This is a genomic window from Oerskovia gallyi, from assembly GCF_014836745.1.
GTDB lineage: Bacteria > Actinomycetota > Actinomycetes > Actinomycetales > Cellulomonadaceae > Oerskovia > Oerskovia paurometabola.
This window is the reverse complement of sequence record NZ_JACSQE010000016.1, coordinates 77,518-95,685: the sequence shown is the minus strand read 5'-3', so window position 1 is coordinate 95,685 and position 18,168 is coordinate 77,518. Positions and strand designations below refer to the sequence as shown.

Genomic DNA, 18,168 nt, shown 5'->3' with positions numbered 1-18,168 from the left:
GGTGACGGCCCTCGTGCCGTTCCCGCGTCCGATCGTGGACGGCGCGGCGCGCGGTCGTGTCCTGTCGGACCTCTCAGCGCCTCCCGCCCCTCGGCGCGGTGACCTCAGTACCCCGTGGTGGTCGGCTCGGGGTAGTGCTTCTTGTACTTGCGGTAGAAGTTCTGGGTCATCGCCTCGACGACCAGTCGCCTCTTGATGCCCCCGTCCCGCGCGTACTTGAGGGGGTTGACGGCGTCGCCCCGGTCCTTGACGGCCTGCAGACGCCGGCGGAGGGCGGGGTCCAGGATGTACTTGAGCAGGAGCCTGAACGGGACGACCGAGTACAGGACCTCCTTGGTGGCCCGCACCGGCTCGATCGAGTTCCCCAGGACCCGGTCCTCGACCAGGACCCGCGCGACGTTCGCCCCGGCCGCGGTCACGTAGTAGTTGTTGCGGCCGATGCGCGGGTTCATCTCGAAGTACACGTGCTGCCCCGTGCGGGGGTCCAGCTTGTAGTCGAAGTTCGCGAACCCCGTGTACCCGACGCTGTCGAGGAACCGGCTCGCGGCCTCCATGGCGTCCTCGTAGGGCTCGGTGAGGATCGCCGCGGGGATGCCCAGCGTGCCGGGCGTGTGCTCCTCGAGCAGGACGCGCCCGGTCGCGAGGAGCGTGATCGCACCGTGGGAGTCACGGTAGGCGGTCAGCGAACGCATCTGGGTCTCGTCGCCGGGGATGAACTCCTGGACGAGGAACGTCCCGGCATACCCGGCCGTCACGAGGTGTCCGAGCAGCTCGTCGAGCTCGGCCCGCGAGTCCACGTGGTGGATCTTGCGCTTGCCCGGGAACGACACGTAGTGGTAGTCCGCGCTCGAGGAGGGCTTGGCGACCACGGGGAACGCCAGGTCGACGGGCAGCGACGGGATCGCCGCGAGCCCACCGTCCGCGACGAGCTTGGGTACGGAGACCGCAACCGTCCGCGGCGTCGGGATGCCCAGGCGGTCGCAGACCTCCGCGAAGCCCTCCTTGCTCGAGACCTGCTCGAGCACGTCGAGCGTGCAGTAGGACATGACGTACTTGTCCTCGAGCCGCGCCCTGTTCTCGACGAGCGAGCGCACGAACCAGTCGGCGTTCGTGAGCAGCACGAGGGTCTTGCCCGGGTGCTGGGCCGCGACGCGCTCGAGCGCCGCGACGAGCACCTCGGGGTCGTCGATGCCGGGGGTCACGACGTTGGTGACGAACGACGAGTCGGCCATGGCCCGCGTCGCGACGCTCGAGATCACGACGGCGTCGGTCCCGTACTGCTCGTGGAACGCGCGCACCATCGCGTAGACCCCGATGTCCCCGCCGACACCGACGGGCAGGAGGTCGGGAAGGGCGGTGCCCGTCATGCGTCGGTCTCGCTGCGGTCGCCCGACCACTCGGTGTGGAAGACGCCGGGCTTGTCGACGCGCTGGTAGGTGTGCGCGCCGAAGAAGTCGCGCTGCGCCTGGATCAGCGCGGCGGGCAGACGCTCCGCACGGACACCGTCGTAGTAGGCGAGCGACGACGAGAACGCGGGCGTGGGGACACCGTTGAGCGCGGCCTGCGCCACGATCCGGCGCCAGGACGAGACGCCCTCGCCGACGGTCCGCGTGAAGTACGGGTCGGCGAGCAGCAGCGGGAGGTTCTCGTCGCGCTCGTACGCCTCGGTGATGCGGTTGAGGAAGCGGGCCCGGATGATGCACCCGCCACGCCAGATGCGGGCCATGGCCCCGCGGTCGATGTTCCAGCCGAACTCCTGGGACGCCGCGGCGATCTGGTCGAAGCCCTGCGAGTACGCGACGACCTTCGAGGAGTACAGCGCGCGGCGCACGTCCTCGACGAACGCGTCGCGGTCCGTGATCTCCCACTCGCCGGCGTCGGCGGGCAGCACGCCCACGGCCGCGGTGCGCTGCGGCACCGAACCCGACAGCGCGCGGGCGAACGTCGCCTCGGCGATGCCCGTGATCGGGACGCCCAGGTCGAGGGCGTTCTGGACCGTCCAGCGGCCCGTGCCCTTCTGCTCCGCGCGGTCGAGGATGACGTCGACGAAGGCCTTGCCGGTCTCGGCGTCGACGTGCTGGAGCACGTCGGCCGTGATCTCGATGAGGAACGACTCGAGGTCGCCCTTGTTCCACTCGGCGAAGATCTCGCCGATCTCCTGCGCGGAGGCCCCGAGGCCCTGCTTCAGGAGGTCGTACGCCTCGGCGATGAGCTGCATGTCGGCGTACTCGATGCCGTTGTGCACCATCTTGACGAAGTGACCCGCGCCGTCCGGGCCGACGTACGTGCAGCAGGGCACGCCGTCGACCTTCGCCGAGATGTCCTCGAGGATCGGGCCGAGGGTCTCGTAGGACTCGGGGGCGCCGCCGGGCATGATGCTGGGGCCGTTGAGCGCGCCCTCCTCGCCGCCCGAGACGCCGGTGCCCACGTAGTGCAGGCCCTTCTCCTTGAGCTCGGCCTCACGGCGGCGCGTGTCGGGGAAGTGCGCGTTGCCGGCGTCGATGATGATGTCGCCCTGCTCGAGGAGCGGGACGAGCTCGGCGATCACCGCGTCGGTGGCGGCGCCGGCCTTGACCATGACGACGACCTTGCGGGGGCGCTCGAGCGACGCGACGAAGTCCGCCATCGACTCGGAGGGGATGAAATCGCCGTCGCTCCCGTGGTCCGCGATGAGCGACTGCGTCTTGGCGAAGGAGCGGTTGTGCACCGCGGTCGTGTAGCCGTGACGGGCGAAGTTGCGGGCCAGGTTGCGGCCCATGACCGCGAGTCCGGTGACGCCGATCTGTGCGCGGGCTGACATCTGCTGTGCTCCTCGGGGTAGGTGCGGGCACCGGCGAGCAGGAGTCCCGGTCGCCGGCGAGACGTGCCGGCGACGAGCGCCGGCGGACACTCAGGACAGCCTAGTCCGGCGATCACGATTCGATCTCCTCCGCGCGCCTTACCTCCAGGATGTGGACATCTGCTCGTACTGTGCCGCTGTGATCAAGTCCGGAGAAACCCCCGCACCGCCGGACTTCCTGCGCGCCCTGGAGTCCATCGGCCGCCGCCGGGTGCGCCCCGAGGTCAGGCTCCACGAGGTCACGGCGCCGAGCCGCATCGCCCCGTTCGCCCTGGCGCTCACGGGCGAGGTCGACGGCACCGACGCCGCGGGCGAGGCTCTCGCGAGCGGACGGTTCATCGTGCTGCACGACCCCGCGGGCCAGGAGTCGTGGCACGGGACGTTCCGGGTCGTGACGCTCGTGCGCGCGACCCTCGACCCCGAGCAGGCCACGGACCCGCTCCTCGGCGAGGTCGCCTGGACGTGGCTCGAGGAGGCGCTCGACCGATCGGGTGTCGACGCGCTCGCCGAGGGCGGCACCGTGACCCGGGTCCTGTCGGAGAGCTTCGGCGCTCTCGCAGGCCAGGCGAACGGCGTCGACCTCGAGATCCGGGCCTCCTGGACACCCACCTCGACCGACCTCGGACCACACCTCGACGCCTGGTCCACGCTGCTGTGCACGGCCGCCGGTCTGCCGCCTCTCCCGGACGGCGTGACGTCGTTGCGCTCGCGACGCAATACCGTGGGTCCATGAGCTCGGCCCACACCCCCTCGTTCTCGCACGCGCCCGACGGCCGCGACGGTACCCCTGCGGCTGCGGCCCCAGGCGCCCAGCCGGACGCGCCCGCGACGTCCGACGCGTCTTCTGCACCCGCTGCGCCCGTCGCGCCTTCGGTGATCCCGCTCACCGAGCCCGCTGACGGCGTCGGTCCCGTGATCGACACCCCCGAGGCCTTCGCCGAGGTCGTCGCGGCGTTCGCCGCCGCGTCGGGCCCCGTCGCGGCCGACGCCGAGCGCGCCTCGGGCTACCGGTACGGCCAGCGCACGTATCTCGTCCAGGTGCGCCGCGAGGGCGCCGGCACCGCGCTCATCGACCCCATCGGCGTCCCCGACCTCTCGCCGCTGCGCGAGGCCGTGGGCGACGCCGAGTGGATCCTGCACGCCGCCTCGCAGGACCTGCCCGGTTTCGCCGAGCAGAACCTGCACCCGGCCCGCATCTTCGACACCGAGCTCGCGGCCCGCCTGCTGGGCATGGAGCGCGTGGGGCTGGCCGCGGTCATCGCGGAGGTCCTCGGTCTCGGCCTCGCCAAGGAGCACTCGGCCGCGGACTGGTCGACGCGCCCGCTGCCCGAGGACTGGTTGCGCTACGCCGCGCTCGACGTCGAGGTGCTCATCCCGTTGCGCAGGATCCTGGGCGAGCGGCTCGAGGAGCAGGGCAAGGCCGAGTGGGCCGCACAGGAGTTCGAGGCCGTACGCACGGCTCCCCCGCCCCCGCCCCGCGAGGAGCCGTGGCGACGCACGTCGGGCGTGCACGCGCTGCGCAACCCGCGCAGCCTCGCGGTCGTGCGCAGCCTGTGGGAGGCGCGCGACGAGAACGCCCGTCGTCGGGACATCGCCCCGGGCCGGGTGCTGCCCGACCGTGCGATCGTCGCGGCGGCCCAGGCCATGCCGCGCTCGGTGCCGGAGCTCGTCAGGCTGCCCGCGTTCTCGGGCCGCAACACGGCCCGCCGCGCGGCGTCGTGGCAGCAGGCGATCGACAAGGCCCTGGCCCTGCCGCAGGACGCCCTGCCGAGCTCGCGCGGGCCGCGCAGCGACGCCCCGCCGCCTCCGCGCGCCTGGGCCGAGCGCGACCCCGAGGCCGCCCGCCGCCTGGACGCGGCGCGTGCGGTGGTGCAGCGCCTCTCGGACCAGCACGACGTCCCGATCGAGAACCTCCTGCAGCCCGACGCGCTGCGTCGCGTGTGCTGGACGCCGCCCACGCCGCTCGACGCCGAGCACGTCGCGCAGTTCCTGCGTGGCCGCGGCGCCCGCGAGTGGCAGGTCGGCCTCGTGGCCGAGCCCCTCGCGGCGGCCCTCGCGGATCCCGCGTCGGTCCCGCCTGCGGACCCGACGGACGGTGGCGCCCCCGAGTGACGCCCGGGCGACCGCGCGACGCGACGCCGTCGTCCGGCCCTTCCCCCCGCCGGTAAGGTCAGGGGCATGTTGTCCGAGTCCTCCTCCCTGACCGTCACGACGATCACCGACCGCGCCGCCTGGGACGAGCAGGTGCTCGCGATGGGCGGCCACCCGCTCCAGCTCTGGGGGTGGGGCGAGGTCAAGGGGGCCGGGGCCTGGACGCCTCGCCGCCTGCAGGTCGTAGGGCCCGACGGGACCGTGCTGGGCCTCGCCCAGGTGCTGGTCCGCTCGCTGCCCGCGCAGTTCAAGGCGCTGAGCTACGTCCCGCGCGGACCGGTCGTCATGCCCGACGGCGTCGGGTATCCCGCGACGCGCTCGGCCGTGACCGAGGCCGTGGTGCAGTGGTGCCGCAAGAACGTGGGCGGCGTGGGCATCACGCTCGAACCCGACTGGGACGCCGGGACCTCGCTCGAGCTCGACGGCGCGGTCCCCGCGGTCAACCCCGTGCTCTACCCGACGACGCTGATCCTCGACCTGCGCAGGACGCCTGACGAGCTCATGGCCGACATGGCGAAGAAGACCCGCCAGTACATCCGCAAGTCGGAGCGCGAGGACCTGGAGTTCCGCGCCGTGACGACGCGCGGCGAGCTCGGGGCCTGCCTGCGCCTGTACCGCCAGACGGCCGAACGCGCGGGCTTCGGTCTGCACGAGGACTCCTACTACGAGCGAGTGTTCGACGAGCTGGGAGAGCACTCCCCCGTCTTCGCGGCCTTCGCGCGCTCGTCGGAGGGCGGCCCGCACGACCGGCCGGTCTCGTTCGTGTGGTTCGCGGCCTCGGCCCGGACGTCGTTCGAGCTGTACGGAGGGATGGACGAGGAGGGGCAGCGGCTGCGCGCCAACTACGGGCTCAAGTGGCACGCGATCAACGCGATGCGTGAGCGCGGCGTGGTGCGCTACGACGTCAACGGGCTCCTCAACGACGGGATCTCGACGTTCAAGCGCGGCTTCGCGAGCCACGAGGACGAGCTGGTCGGGAGCATCGACGTGCCGTTCTCCATGTGGTACACCGCCTGGAACAGGGGCCTGCCGACCGCCAAGAAGGTCGTGCGCAGGCTGCGCGGCGGGAGCTGAGGACAGCACCCGGGGCGCCCGCACGCCCGGACCGCGCGAGACTGCGTATCGCCGCGCGCCCGCCCAGGCCGTGCCGACGGACCCGTTCGAACCTCAGTGGTTGAGCGGGTCCGTTGCTCTTCATCGATACTCGGTCTCACCGTTTCGTGCATTTTCCTGGTACCGCGGGTAGCCTGTACCAACGCTGAGCGGTGACGCTCAGGGACACCGCCGTCCAGATCAGGAGAAGCCATGACTGTGGCCAGCAAGGGTTCGGGCTCGCGCCGGACCGTCCGCGACGTCGTCTTCGTCGAGGGGGTGCGCACGCCGTTCGGCAAGGCCCGTCCCGACGGCATCTACGCGAACACCCGTGCCGACGACCTCGCCGTGAAGGCCGTGCGCGAGCTGCTGCGCCGACGCCCCGAGCTCCCCGTCGAGCGGATCGACGAGGTCGCGCTCGCCGCGACGACCCAGACGGGCGACCAGGGCCTGACCCTCGGACGCAGCGTCGCCGTGCTGGCCGGCCTGCCGAAGTCCGTCCCGGGCTTCGCGATCGACCGCATGTGCGCGGGTGCCATGACCGCGGTCACCACGACCGCGTCGGCCATCGCGATCGGCGCGCAGGACGTGACGCTCGCGGGCGGCCTCGAGCACATGGGCCACCACCCCATGGGCGAGGGCGCGGACCCCAACCCGCGCTTCGTCGCCGAGAAGCTCGTCGACTCGACGGCCCTGGTCATGGGATCGACGGCCGAGAACCTGCACGACCGCTTCCCGCACCTGACCAAGGAGCGCGCGGACGCGTACGGCGTCGCGAGCCAGGCCAAGTACGCCAAGGCCCTCGCCAACGGCGACGTCACCCCGGACCTCGTCCCGGTCGCGCTGCGCGACCCGCAGCAGGGCTGGGGCCTGGCCACGGCCGACGAGCTTCCCCGCCCGGGCACGACCGTCGAGGACATCGCGAACCTCAAGACGCCCTTCCGCCCCGGCGGCAAGGTCACCGCGGGCAACGCGTCCCCGCTGACGGACGGCGCCGCGGTCGCGCTCCTCGCGGCGGGCGACGTCGCGGCCGAGCTCGGGCTGCCGGCCCGCATGCGCCTCGTGTCGTTCGCGTACGTGGGCGTCGACCCCGAGGTCATGGGCATCGGGCCCATCCCCTCGACCGAGAAGGCACTGGCCCAGGCCGGGCTGAGCATCGAGGACATCGGCCTGTTCGAGATCAACGAGGCCTTCGCCGTGCAGGTCCTGTCGTTCCTCGATCACTTCGGCCTGCCCGACGACGACGCGCGCGTCAACCAGTACGGCGGCGCGATCGCGGTGGGTCACCCCCTCGCGGCGTCGGGCGTACGCCTCATGACGCAGCTGGCGCGCCAGTTCGAGCAGCACCCCGAGGTCCGCTACGGCCTGACCACGATGTGCGTGGGCCTGGGGATGGGCGGCACCGTGATCTGGGAGAACCCGCACCACGCCGACTACTCGGGCCACACGACCGACGAGACGAACGGGGAGAACTGACCCATGAGCACCCAGACGACAGCGCCTCGTGCCGAGCGCGTGACCCACTCCCTCGTCCGTGACGTCGAGCTGCCGGGCGGGGCGGGCACGCTCGCGCTCCTCACCCTCGACAACGGCCTCGACCACACCAAGCCCACGACGCTCGGGCCGGGCGGCATCGCCGAGCTCACGGCCGCCCTGACCGCGCTCCAGGCGCGCGCGGCGCGCGGCGAGATCGCGGCCGTCGCCGTCACGGGCAAGCCCTACTTCCTCGCGGCGGGCGCCGACCTCACGCAGGTCGCCACGGTGCGTACCCGCGACGAGGCGCTCGAGCTGGGCCGCGGCGGCCACGCCGCCTACCGCCTGCTGGGCGAGATGGGCGTCCCGACGTTCGCGTACATCAACGGCCTGGCCCTGGGCGGTGGCCTCGAGGTCGCGCTCAACTGCGACTACCGCACGGTCGCGACCGACGCCCCCGCGCTCGCGCTCCCCGAGGTCGGCCTCGGCCTGGTGCCGGGCTGGGGCGGCGCATACATCGTGCCGCGCCTCGTGGGCATCGAGAAGGCCATGGACGTCGTCCTCACGCGCCCGAGCGCCAACAAGCCGTTCAAGGCCAAGGAGGCCTTCGAGATCGGACTGGCCGACGCACTGTTCGAGGCACCGGACTTCCTCGAGTCCTCGATCCGCTGGACCGCCGACGTCGTGCGCGGCACCACGGTCGTCGAGCGCCGCGAGCTCGACCCCGCCCCGGTGTGGGACGCGGTCGTGGCAGGTGCGCGCAAGCAGCTCGACGCCGTCGTGCACGGGTCCCGGCCCGCGCCGTACCGGGCCCTGGACCTCCTGGCCGCGGCACGCACCGCGACCAAGGACGAGGCCTTCGCGGCCGAGGACGAGGCCCTGGCGGACCTCATCATGTCCGACGAGATGCGCGCGAGCGTCTACGCGTTCCAGCTCGTCTCGCACGGCAAGCGCCCCGCGGGCGCCCCGGACCCGAAGCTAGCCCGCCCGGTCACCTCGGTCGGGATCGTGGGCGCGGGCCTCATGGCGGCCCAGCTCGCGCTGCTGTTCGCACAGCGCCTGGGCGTGCCCGTGACGATGCGCGACCTCGACGCCGAGCGCGTGCAGCACGGGCTCGACTACGTCCGCACCACGGTCGAGAAGCTCGTCACGACGGGCCGCATGACCAAGGACACGGGGGCCAAGGTCCTGTCCTCGGTCCACGGGACCACCGACATCACCGAGTTCTCGCGCTGCGACTTCGTGATCGAGGCCGTGACCGAGGTCCTGGGCCTCAAGAAGAAGGTCTTCGCCGAGCTCGAGGGCATCATCGCCCCCGACACGATCCTCGCGACCAACACCTCGGCCCTGTCCGTGACCGAGATGGCCGCAGACCTGGCACACCCCGAGCGGGTCGTGGGGCTGCACTTCTTCAACCCCGTCGCGCAGATGCCGCTCGTCGAGGTCGTCCGGGCCGAGAAGACCTCGGACGAGGCCCTCGCCACGGCCTTCGCGGTCTCCAAGGCCCTGCGCAAGACCGCGGTGGGCGTCGCCGACCGCCCGGGCTTCGTGGTCAACCGCCTGCTCGTTCTGCTCCTGGGCAAGATCGTGGAGGCCGTCGAGAACGGTACCTCGGTCGAGGTCGCCGACCGCGCGCTGCGCCCGCTCGGCCTGCCCATGGGTCCGTTCGCGCTGTTCGACCTCGTGGGCCCCGCCGTGGGCCTGCACGTCCTGACGTCGCTGCGCGAGGACCTGGGCGACCGCTTCCCGTCCTCCCCCGGGCTCGAGAAGCTCGTGGCCGAGGGCACCAAGGTCGTCCTGCCCGCCCCGGCGCGCGGCATCCCTGCGAGCGTCGACCCGGCGATCCAGGCCTACTTCGGCACGGGTGAGGCCGGCGGTCCGGGCGCGCTCGACGAGGCGGGCGTGCTCGACGCGGTCCTGACCGCTCTCACGACGGAGATCGGCCACATGCTCGACGAGGGCGTCGTCCAGGGCCCCGAGCAGATCGACCTCTGCATGATCCTGGGTGCGGGCTGGCCGTTCCACGACGGCGGCATCACGCCGTACCTCGACCGCACGGGGTACTCGGAGAAGGTCCTGGGCCGCCGTCTCCTGCCCGACGGCGTCGCGAACGTCCCGGCGCAGGTCGCCTGACGCGTCGCTCGCCTCCGTCTGCCGAACCCGAGGGGGTCGGGCAACTCCGAGTTGCCCGACCCCCTCGGGTTCGGCGTCTGCCAGCCGGGTCGCAGGGAGCGGTGGTGACGCGACGCGGTGATAGCGTCGCGGGGCGCTCGATCCGTGGCACCTCTGCCGCCGGTCGTCGCCAGGAAGCCCTGCTCCCCCGCCGACGTCCCCCAGGAGTTCCCGCCCGATGACCGCGCTCGACGTTCCCCGCCCGACGCCCGACCAGGCGCAGGGCGTCGTCGCCCGGGCCGACGAGGTCGCGGCGCTGCTCTCGGGGCTCGCCGGGGCGCCGGCCCGGTTCCGCGAGCACGTGCGCACCGCGTTCGGCTCCAGCCAGGAGGACAAGGTCCTGGGCGAGCTCTCGGCGATCGGGGTCGAGCGGCTGCGCGAGGTCAGCGGTGAGCGGCTGCGCGTCGGTCGCCTGGTCGACGGGGGCATCACGACCGTCGGAGCCGTGCTGCGCGCGGGACCCGCCGGGCTCGAACGGCTGCCCGGGATCGGCCCGCAGACCGCGACGCACTGTCTCGCGGCCGCGGCGCAGATCGCCCACGCCGTCCAGGAGACACTGCGGTTCCGGATCGACGACGCCCCCGGCGACCCGTACACGACCGGCCTCGTCCAGGCCCTCGCGGGGCTCGACGCAGCACGCACGGCCGCCACGGTCCACCGACAGGTGATCGTCACGTTCCTCGAGGGGCACACCGAGCACCGGGTCGCGGCCCAGGAGGCGACCCGCGCGGTCCGGACCTTCTTCTCGCTGCCCGCGCGGCGCCGTCGGGCAGCGGACGCCGTGCGCGATCTCGCGCGGCTGGTCGCCGACGCCGAGCGGTCCGGGGCCGTCGCGGCCGCCGAGCGCGTCGCCGCCCTCGACGCCGCGCCCGTCGACGCCTTCGAGGCGTGGACCGACTTCCGGGCGCGCTCGGCGACGTATTACGCGCTGCTCGACGACGTCGTGGACATCGGGCGCGACCTCGGGGCCACCGAGGGCCACCTGCCGCCCGACCTCCTCGCCCGGGTGAACGACCAGCCGCTCGACCAGTCGCTCCTGACCGCCTCGCTGCGCGGGTACCAGGCGTTCGGGGCGCGCTACGCCCTCGCCCAGCGACGCACGATCCTGGGCGACGAGATGGGCCTGGGCAAGACCGTCCAGGCCATCGCCGCGATGGCGCACCTCGCCGCGGGCGGCGCGACGCACTTCCTCGTGGTGTGCCCCGCGAGCGTCATGACGAGCTGGGTGCGCGAGGTCGCGCGGCACAGCACGCTGCGCTCGCTCGACGTCCACGGCCCCGAGCGCGCCGAGGAGGCCGCGCAGTGGGCGCGCGAAGGGGGTGTGGCCGTGACGACGTTCGAGCAGGTCGGGCTCCTGCCTCTCGACCTGCCCACACCCGTGATGCTCGTGGTCGACGAGGCGCACTACGTCAAGAACCCCGAGGCCAAGAGGTCGCAGGCCGTCGCCGCCTGGGCCAGGCGCACCGGGCACGTGCTGTTCCTGACCGGCACCGTCATGGAGAACCGCGTCGAGGAGTTCCGACGCCTCGTCGCCTACCTCCAGCCCGACGTCGCCGAGCAGGTCAGCGCCGCGCACGGCGCCGCGGGAGCCGAGAGGTTCCGGCTCGCCGTGGCCCCCGTGTACCTCCGGCGCAACCAGGAGGACGTGCTCGAGGAGCTGCCCGAGCTCGTCCAGGTCGAGGAGTGGGAGTCGTTCGGCCCGGCCGACGGCGCCGCCTACCGTGCCGCGGTGCGCGAGGGCAGCTTCATGGCCATGCGCCGGGCCGCGTACGCTGTCGATCACCCCGAGGACTCCGCCAAGGTGCGACGGCTCGTCGAGCTCGTCGAGGAGGCCACGGGGAACGGCCGCAAGGTCGTGGTGTTCACGTACTTCCGCGACGTCGTCGACCTCGTGGTGCGCGCGCTGGGCGACCTCGCCGCCGGACCGCTCACGGGGTCCGTGGGGGCGAGCGCCCGCCAGACCATCCTCGACGACTTCACGGCCTCGCCCGTGCCCCGAGCGCTCGTGAGCCAGATCGACGTGGGCGGGGTCGGCGTCAACCTCCAGGCCGCGTCCGTCGTCATCCTGTGCGAGCCGCAGGTCAAGCCCACGACCGAGGCCCAGGCCGTCGCACGCGCCCACCGCATGGGCCAGGTGCGCACCGTGCAGGTCCACCGGCTGCTCGTCGCCGACACGGTCGACGAGCGCATGGTCGAGATGCTCGGGGCCAAGGCCCGGCTGTTCGACGCCTACGCGCGACGCAGCGTCCTGGCCGACGCGCTGCCGGGCGCGGTCGACGTGTCGGAGGCACGGCTCGCGCAGACGATCGTCGCGGCCGAGCAGGCGCGGTGGCTGGGCGGGGAGCCGGTCGTCGCAGGCATGACGGACGCACCGACGGCGACCGACGACGCGTGAGACGGACGCACCCGGGTCAGGTCCCCGCGACGTCGTCGGTCTTGAGGTCGTCGACGAACGCCTGGAACTCGTCCAGCTCGTCAGGGCAGTAGATCTCGATGATGAGGAGCTGGCCCTGGACCACGCGGCTGTCGGCGATGACGGGCCGGGCGCCAGGGCCCGAGGCGCCGTTCGCGAGCTGCGCGAGCAGCGTCGCCCGACTGAGCGCCTCGTTCGGGTTGGCGCACGTCGCGCCGCCGTCGTCGCCGAGGACGCGCACGACCTGGTCCTTGTCCGGGGTGCGCACCCCCGCGTCCTCGAGCGCCGCGATCAGCTCGTCAGCCTTCTCCGACGCACGTGCCGACTCTCTGACGGTGGTGAACGCGAGGATCCCCCACACGACCATCGCGACGAGGACCACGCACGCGCCGATGTAGATCCACCGGCGCTCGTGCCGCGGCTGGTTCTCCTCCGGCGTGCTCATGAGGCCACCTCCGTCGACTCGGCCTGCTTCCAGGTCGGCTTGCGGAACCGGTAGAACAGGAACGGCACGAACAGGCCCAGCCCCAGGGCTCCGCCGCCCACGATGAGGAAGTAGACCAGCGGGCTACCGGACGAGAACTGGGAGGGCGGGACGAACCCGACCAACAGCGCCGCCAGAGAGGCCGCGAAGCCGACCCCGCACATGCTCACGAGCATCGGGGCCCGGAAGCCGCGCGGGTGGTCGGGCTGGCGGCGGCGCAGGTTGATCGCGGCCACGAACATCAGCAGGTACATGATCAGGTACACCTGCGTCGTGATGACGGAGAAGATCCAGTAGGCGCTCGAGACGTCGGGGATCAGCGCGTAGGCGAGGCCGATCACCGTGGTCACGATGCCCTGGACGACCAGGATGTTCTGCTGGACACCGTTCTTGTTGAGCCGCTGCAGGAACGGTGGGAGGTACCCCTCCTGGCGGGAGATGAGCAGCAGGCCCTTGGACGGACCGGCGAGCCACGTGAGCATGCCACCGAGAGAGGCCGTGACGAGCATGATGCCCACGATGGGCGTCAGCCACTGCCACCCGAAGTTGGCGAACACCGCGTCGAAGGCCTGCATCACGCCGGCCGTGAGCGAGAGCTCCTCGGCGGGCACGATCCAGCTGATGGCCAGCGCGGGAAGGATGAAGATCGCCAGCACCATCCCCATCGCGAGGAACATCGACTTCGGGAACTGCTTGGCGGGGTTCTTCAGCGACGACACGTGGACCGCGTTCATCTCCATGCCGGAGTAGGACAGGAAGTTGTTGACGATGAGGACGAGGCTCGAGAGCCCGGCCCAGGCCGGCAGGAGGTTGTCGGCCGTCATGGGTGCCGCGGACTCGTTCCCCTGACCCAGGAAGACGACGCCGAGGGTCACGAGCACGACACCGGGGATCAGGGTCCCGATGATGAGCCCGCCGCTCGCGAGGCCGGCGACGCCCTTGGTGCCGCGCGAGGAGACCCAGACCCCGGACCAGTAGACGACGATGATCACGGCCGCCGTCCACACCCCGCTGCTGGCGAGCGCGGGATTGATGACGTACGCGAGCGTGCTCGCGACGAACCCGAGCAGGCTCGGGTAGTAGAAGATCGTCATGGCGAACTGGCACCACACCGCGAGGAAGCCCATGGGCTTCGAGATGCCCTCGGAGACCCACTTGTAGATGCCGCCGGTCCACCCGGAGGCGAGCTCTGCGGACACCAGCGAGGTCGGCAGCAGGAAGACGACCGCGGGCAGCAGGTAGAGGAACACGCAGGCCAGGCCGTAGACGGCCATCGTGGGCGCCGCGCGCAGGCTCGCGACCGAGCTGGTGGTCATCATGGCGAGCGCGACCCAGGAGATCCACTGGGTGCTCGTCGCGCGGGTGCGGGCGGCCGGGACTGCCGCCGCGCCGTCGACGGGGACGTCGGCGGGGACGTCGGCGGCGCTCATCGCGCGTCCTGCGGGAGTGCTTGCGTGGTCATCACTGCCTCCGTCGACGTCGTCGGTCAGGCCTTGGTTCGAGTGTGCCGCCCGAGGAACCGGGCGCACGTCATCCAGATCGAGTGAACCGCACCGCCCCGCGAGGGAGCGCTCAGCCCCGGTCTGAGCCGGTTTGTCCCGCGGTCGCCGAGGTGGGCAACGTGAAGGAGACCGAGGCGGCCGCCGCGGCGGCGTCGTCGAGCGTCCCCTTCGCCGCGCGGTGGCGACCGATCACGACCGCCATGAGCACGCCGAGGAAGCTGAAGATCGCCATCATCCACGCGGCTGCCGCCAGTCCGGAGGCCAGGGCGTCGCCCTGCGCAGCCCCGGCAGCGGTCCGGGTGGCGATCACGTTGCCGTAGATGGTGGCTGCCAGCGCCGTCGCGACCGCAGCGCCGACGTACCGGGCCATGTTGGAGATCCCTGAGGCCCCACCGACCTGGTTCTCCGGCACCGCGGCTGTGGCGGCCGCCGACGCAGGACCGTTCGACAGGCCCATGCCGACCGCGATCGCGACCAACGGCAGCAGGAACGCGGTGTACAGCCACGACTCGTTCACGAGGCCGACGACCACGAAGCCGACCGTGGTCAGGGCGAACCCGAGACCGATCGTCTGCCGCCCGCCGATCTTCGCCGCGAGCCGCGGCACGAGCGGGGCGATCACCACGAGCCCCACGGTGGCCGGGAGCGTCGCGAGCCCCGCCTGGAGCGGGCTGAAGCCCAAGGTGGCGGGGTCCTGGAAGTACAGGCTCAGGAGGTACATCAGCCCGTTGATCGTGCCCGCGCCGATGAGGATCGCGACGGTGGAACCCACGAGGACGCGGTTGCGCAGCAGGGCGAGGTCCACGAGCGGGACGGCCACCCGCCCCTCGACGACGACGAACGCGACGGCCGCCCCGACGGAGATCCCGAAGCACCCCAGCGTGGCCACCGAGAACCAGCCCCAGTCGCCGCTCTTGGTCACGCCCAGGATGAGCGGGGTCAGCGTCAGCGCGATGAGCACGGTACCCGCGTAGTCGATCGTCCTCGGCCGGTCCGGGTCCCTCGACTCGGCGACGGTCAACACCGTCAGCACCATGCACAGGACCGCGATCACTGCGTCGATCCAGAACAGCCCCTGCCACCCCGTGACGTCGACGAGCACGCCGCCGACCAACGGCCCGGCCGCGGCACCCACGGCCGCCGCCGCACCCCACAGCGAGACGGCTCGGAGCTGGGCGTCGCCCGAGTTCGCGACCGACAGGAGGCTGAGCCCGCACGCGAGGATCGTCGCCCCCGCCGCGCCCTGGATCACGCGACCGGCGATGACCATGCCCCCCGACCCGGCCAGCGCGATCATGATGCACGACACGACGAACAGCAGCAGCCCGAGCTGGAAGACCCTCCGCCGGCCGAAGACGTCGCCCAACGAGCCCGAGGTGACGATGACCGCCGCCCCGACGAGCGAGTAGCCCGTCACCGCCCACTGCAGCGTGGTCACGGACGTCCCGGTGTCCTCGGAGATCGCCGGGAGCAGGATGCTGACCGCCGACGTGTTCGCGTTCACCACCAGGGTGGAGATGCACGTGGCCGCGAGGACCCCGCCCGCCTTGGCTCCGACCTGTCCATCGACCTGCGCAGCGTCGCTCATCGCACTGCCCTTTCCCGTGACGGGCTCGGGGCGGGTACCCCTCCCACACGGTAGGGCAGATGGCCGCTGCGCTCCTGTCGAGACCGCGCGCGCTCCCGAGGCGGCAGACGCGGTGCGCTAGTCCTCCCAGCCCATGCGCAGCACCTCGAACGCGGTGGCGTGCTCGACGTCCATGCGAGCACCGCCCGCCCGGGACATGGTCGCGAGGAACTCGGCCGGGTCGAAGTGCTCCCACCCGAGACCGGCGATGTAGGCGGCGTGGGCACGGAGCGAGGCCACGCCCGCGTCGAACGTCCCGGTCACGTCGACGCCGTGGGCCGCGTCGGGAGACCCTGCGACCCAGACCTGCCGCACGCCGCCCCACGGCTCCAGGCCCGCCTCGACCTGGTCGTGGAAGACCCAGCGGTTGCCCGCGTCGCGCACGGCGTCGACGACGGCGCGGCCCGTCGCGATGTGGTCGGCCTGGTTGAGCATCCCGCCCGGGAAGGTCTCGCGGTAGTTGCCCGTGATGACGACCTCGGGGCGGTGACGACGGATCGCCGCCGCGACGGCCGACCGCAGCGGCAGCCCGTACTCGAGCACGCCGTCGGGCAGGCCGAGGAACTCGACCTCGTCCACGCCCACGATCGCGGCCGACGCGACCTGTTCGGCCTCGCGCACGGCGCGCGCCTCGTCGGGGGCGAGGCCGTCGATCCCGGCCTCGCCGCTCGTGACCATGGCGTAGACCACGGTCTTGCCCTGCCCGGTCCAGCGGGCGACGGCCGCGGCCGCACCGAACTCCATGTCGTCCGGGTGGGCCACGACCGCGAGCGCCCGGGTCCAGTCCTCGGTCAGCGGGGTCAGGGGTGTCTGAGGTGGGAGGTCCATGCCTCCCACGGTATGCCCGGGCGCCGCGAGCGGAGGGGTCAGCGGATCGCCGCGACCGCCTCGACCTCGACGAGCTGGTCGTCGTAGCCGAGCGCGGCGACGCCGAGCAGCGTGCTCGGCGGGTCGTGCGGGGCCAGCGCGTCGCGCACGACCTCCCACGCGGCGACGAGGTCGTCCTGCGACGTCGAGGCGACGTACACGGTCGTCTTGACGAGGTCCGCGAAGGTCGCACCCGCGTCCTCGAGCGAGACCCGCAGGTTCGCCATGGTCTGCGCGGCCTGGGCCCGTACGTCCCCGACGCCCACGGTCGCTCCGTCGGCGTCGAGCGGGCACGCGCCGGCGGCGTAGACGAGACGGGCGCCGGACGGGACGACGGTCGCGTAGGCGTACTCGGCGACGTCGGACAGGCGGGGGCTGCGCACGAGCCGTGCGACGGGGGTCGACGGCTCAGCGCTGGACGGAGCGGCGGGGGCAGCAGGCACGGGTTCTCCTCGGGGTCGGTGGGGTGTTCCTCGATCCTCCGTCATCCGGACACCAGGATCCAGGCATTTCGGGCTCGCACCGCGCCCCACGGTGCGCGATAGCGTGGCTCGCATGACGTCGAACGGTTCCCCGGTCACGCACCACACCACCGCGACCCTTCACGACGGGAGCACCATCCCCGTCGAGGTCACGGGGACGGGCCCCGCCGTCGTGCTCCCGGTCAACCCGGTCCCGGCCGCGGGGCCGCAGGCCGACGAGCTCCGGACGTGGGGCGTCGACCCTGCGCTGGGCCGGACCCTGGTCGACGCCCTCTCCCCCACGTTCCGCGTGGTCGCGGCCGACTACGAGGGCCACCGCATGGCTCACCCGGCACCGGGCTCGCTGACCCCGGAGAACGTCGCGGCCGACCTGCTCGCGATCGCCGACGCCGCGGGGGCCGAGACCTTCGCGTACTACGGCTACTCGTGGCTCGCCCTGAGCGGCCTCCAGCTCGCGCTGCGCACACCGCGCCTGAGCGCTCTCGTCATGGGTGGCTTCCCGCCGCTGGGCGGCCCGTACGCGGGCATGCTCGCGGTCACGCGCGCGACGCACGCCATGACGGCCGCAGCCCCCGCGGCGCCTGGCGAGCCCACGGACGGCCCGACGGCGCAGCGCGAGACGAGCGACGTCGTCGGGCAGGAGGAGCTCGCCCCGGCGACGGACACCGCACCCGAGTCCACGGGGGCGGCTCAGGACCCTGAGGACTTCGACTGGGACGCGTTCGACATGACGCTCGGCGAGGACCAGACGCGCCAGTTCGTGACGCTGTACGAGGCGCTCGACGGGTTCGACGACCGGGCCGCGCTGGACCAGGTGAGGTGCCCGCGCCTCGCGTTCGCCGGGACGGCCGACGAGATCGAGTACGGCGAGAAGTGGGGCGGGGTGCACGTGAGCATCGGCGGCGCGCTCGCCGCGCACGCCGACGAGCTGCGCACCGCGGGCTGGGACGTGCGCCTGCTCGACGGCCTGGACCACACCCGGGCCATGCAGCCGGATGCGGTGCTGCCGGTGCTGGGCCCGTGGCTGACCTCCGTGCTCACCCGGACATGACGAACGGCCCCCGGA

14 protein-coding genes are annotated in these 18,168 nt (G+C 72.5%); 7 read left to right on the top strand and 7 right to left on the bottom strand.

The genetic code is table 11. The features are described from left to right. Positions 1-104: 104 nt before the first annotated feature. Complete coding sequence (locus tag H9640_RS17620) at positions 105-1,367, bottom strand: carboxylate--amine ligase (protein ID WP_191792074.1); 1,263 nt, start codon at positions 1,365-1,367, stop codon at positions 105-107. Then, entirely contained in the window at positions 1,364-2,800 is a 1,437-nt protein-coding gene (gndA, locus tag H9640_RS17615) for an NADP-dependent phosphogluconate dehydrogenase (protein WP_191792073.1), read from the bottom strand. The genes H9640_RS17620 and gndA overlap by 4 nt, the downstream gene beginning before the upstream one ends. 178 nt (positions 2,801-2,978) lie before the next feature. Here gndA and H9640_RS17610 point away from each other — a divergent pair, with 178 nt between their 5' ends. The 6 genes from H9640_RS17610 to H9640_RS17585 all read left to right on the top strand — a co-directional run bounded on the left by H9640_RS17610 (position 2,979) and on the right by H9640_RS17585 (position 12,122). Next, on the top strand, positions 2,979-3,572 hold the full coding sequence (locus H9640_RS17610) for a DUF3000 domain-containing protein (RefSeq protein ID WP_318243829.1): 594 nt from the start codon (positions 2,979-2,981) through the stop codon (positions 3,570-3,572). Continuing rightward, positions 3,569-4,951, top strand: a complete 1,383-nt coding sequence (locus tag H9640_RS17605; protein WP_191792071.1) for an HRDC domain-containing protein — start codon at positions 3,569-3,571, stop codon at positions 4,949-4,951. Before H9640_RS17610 ends, H9640_RS17605 begins: the two co-directional genes overlap by 4 nt. A 66-nt stretch (positions 4,952-5,017) precedes the next feature. Then, entirely contained in the window at positions 5,018-6,064 is a 1,047-nt protein-coding gene (locus tag H9640_RS17600) for a lipid II:glycine glycyltransferase FemX (protein WP_191792070.1), read from the top strand. Between the two features lie 231 nt (positions 6,065-6,295). Then, positions 6,296-7,558: a thiolase family protein gene (locus tag H9640_RS17595; RefSeq protein ID WP_191792069.1), complete on the top strand. Its 1,263-nt coding sequence runs from the start codon at positions 6,296-6,298 to the stop codon at positions 7,556-7,558. Between the two features lie 3 nt (positions 7,559-7,561). Next, positions 7,562-9,688: a 3-hydroxyacyl-CoA dehydrogenase NAD-binding domain-containing protein gene (locus tag H9640_RS17590; RefSeq protein WP_191792068.1), complete on the top strand. Its 2,127-nt coding sequence runs from the start codon at positions 7,562-7,564 to the stop codon at positions 9,686-9,688. A 217-nt stretch (positions 9,689-9,905) separates the two neighbouring features. Next, positions 9,906-12,122: a DEAD/DEAH box helicase gene (locus tag H9640_RS17585; protein ID WP_191792067.1), complete on the top strand. Its 2,217-nt coding sequence runs from the start codon at positions 9,906-9,908 to the stop codon at positions 12,120-12,122. 16 nt (positions 12,123-12,138) lie between these two features. On the opposite strand, the gene H9640_RS17580 is transcribed toward H9640_RS17585, so the two are convergent. From H9640_RS17580 to H9640_RS17560, 5 genes are all read right to left on the bottom strand, one after another. Next, entirely contained in the window at positions 12,139-12,585 is a 447-nt protein-coding gene (locus tag H9640_RS17580; RefSeq protein ID WP_191792066.1) for a hypothetical protein, read from the bottom strand. Next, positions 12,582-14,054, bottom strand: a complete 1,473-nt coding sequence (locus tag H9640_RS17575) for an APC family permease (protein ID WP_191792065.1) — start codon at positions 14,052-14,054, stop codon at positions 12,582-12,584. Before H9640_RS17575 ends, H9640_RS17580 begins: the two co-directional genes overlap by 4 nt. A 142-nt stretch (positions 14,055-14,196) precedes the next feature. Continuing rightward, entirely contained in the window at positions 14,197-15,714 is a 1,518-nt protein-coding gene (locus tag H9640_RS17570) for an MFS transporter (protein ID WP_191792064.1), read from the bottom strand. A 117-nt stretch (positions 15,715-15,831) separates the two neighbouring features. Next, positions 15,832-16,581, bottom strand: coding sequence for a PIG-L deacetylase family protein (locus H9640_RS17565; RefSeq protein ID WP_191792063.1), 750 nt, complete (start codon positions 16,579-16,581; stop codon positions 15,832-15,834). A gap of 38 nt (positions 16,582-16,619) precedes the next feature. After that, entirely contained in the window at positions 16,620-17,063 is a 444-nt protein-coding gene (locus H9640_RS17560) for a RidA family protein (RefSeq protein WP_307824106.1), read from the bottom strand. Between the two features lie 112 nt (positions 17,064-17,175). On the opposite strand from H9640_RS17560, the gene H9640_RS17555 reads away from it, so the two are divergent. Continuing rightward, a complete protein-coding gene (locus H9640_RS17555) occupies positions 17,176-18,153 on the top strand; it encodes an alpha/beta fold hydrolase (protein WP_191792061.1) in 978 nt (325 codons plus the stop codon). Positions 18,154-18,168: the final 15 nt, after the last annotated feature.

Excerpts from the sequence above, each read along its gene's own strand:
- H9640_RS17620 (WP_191792074.1), bottom strand. The coding sequence starts at position 1,367 with ATGACGGGCACCGCCCTTCCCGACCTCCTGCCCGTCGGTGTCGGCGGG.
- gndA (WP_191792073.1), bottom strand. The coding sequence starts at position 2,800 with ATGTCAGCCCGCGCACAGATCGGCGTCACCGGACTCGCGGTCATGGGC.
- H9640_RS17605 (WP_191792071.1), top strand. The coding sequence starts at position 3,569 with ATGAGCTCGGCCCACACCCCCTCGTTCTCGCACGCGCCCGACGGCCGC.
- H9640_RS17600 (WP_191792070.1), top strand. The coding sequence starts at position 5,018 with ATGTTGTCCGAGTCCTCCTCCCTGACCGTCACGACGATCACCGACCGC.
- H9640_RS17595 (WP_191792069.1), top strand. The coding sequence starts at position 6,296 with ATGACTGTGGCCAGCAAGGGTTCGGGCTCGCGCCGGACCGTCCGCGAC.
- H9640_RS17590 (WP_191792068.1), top strand. The coding sequence starts at position 7,562 with ATGAGCACCCAGACGACAGCGCCTCGTGCCGAGCGCGTGACCCACTCC.
- H9640_RS17585 (WP_191792067.1), top strand. The coding sequence starts at position 9,906 with ATGACCGCGCTCGACGTTCCCCGCCCGACGCCCGACCAGGCGCAGGGC.
- H9640_RS17580 (WP_191792066.1), bottom strand. The coding sequence starts at position 12,585 with ATGAGCACGCCGGAGGAGAACCAGCCGCGGCACGAGCGCCGGTGGATC.
- H9640_RS17575 (WP_191792065.1), bottom strand. The coding sequence starts at position 14,054 with ATGAGCGCCGCCGACGTCCCCGCCGACGTCCCCGTCGACGGCGCGGCG.
- H9640_RS17570 (WP_191792064.1), bottom strand. The coding sequence starts at position 15,714 with ATGAGCGACGCTGCGCAGGTCGATGGACAGGTCGGAGCCAAGGCGGGC.
- H9640_RS17565 (WP_191792063.1), bottom strand. The coding sequence starts at position 16,581 with ATGGACCTCCCACCTCAGACACCCCTGACCCCGCTGACCGAGGACTGG.
- H9640_RS17555 (WP_191792061.1), top strand. The coding sequence starts at position 17,176 with ATGACGTCGAACGGTTCCCCGGTCACGCACCACACCACCGCGACCCTT.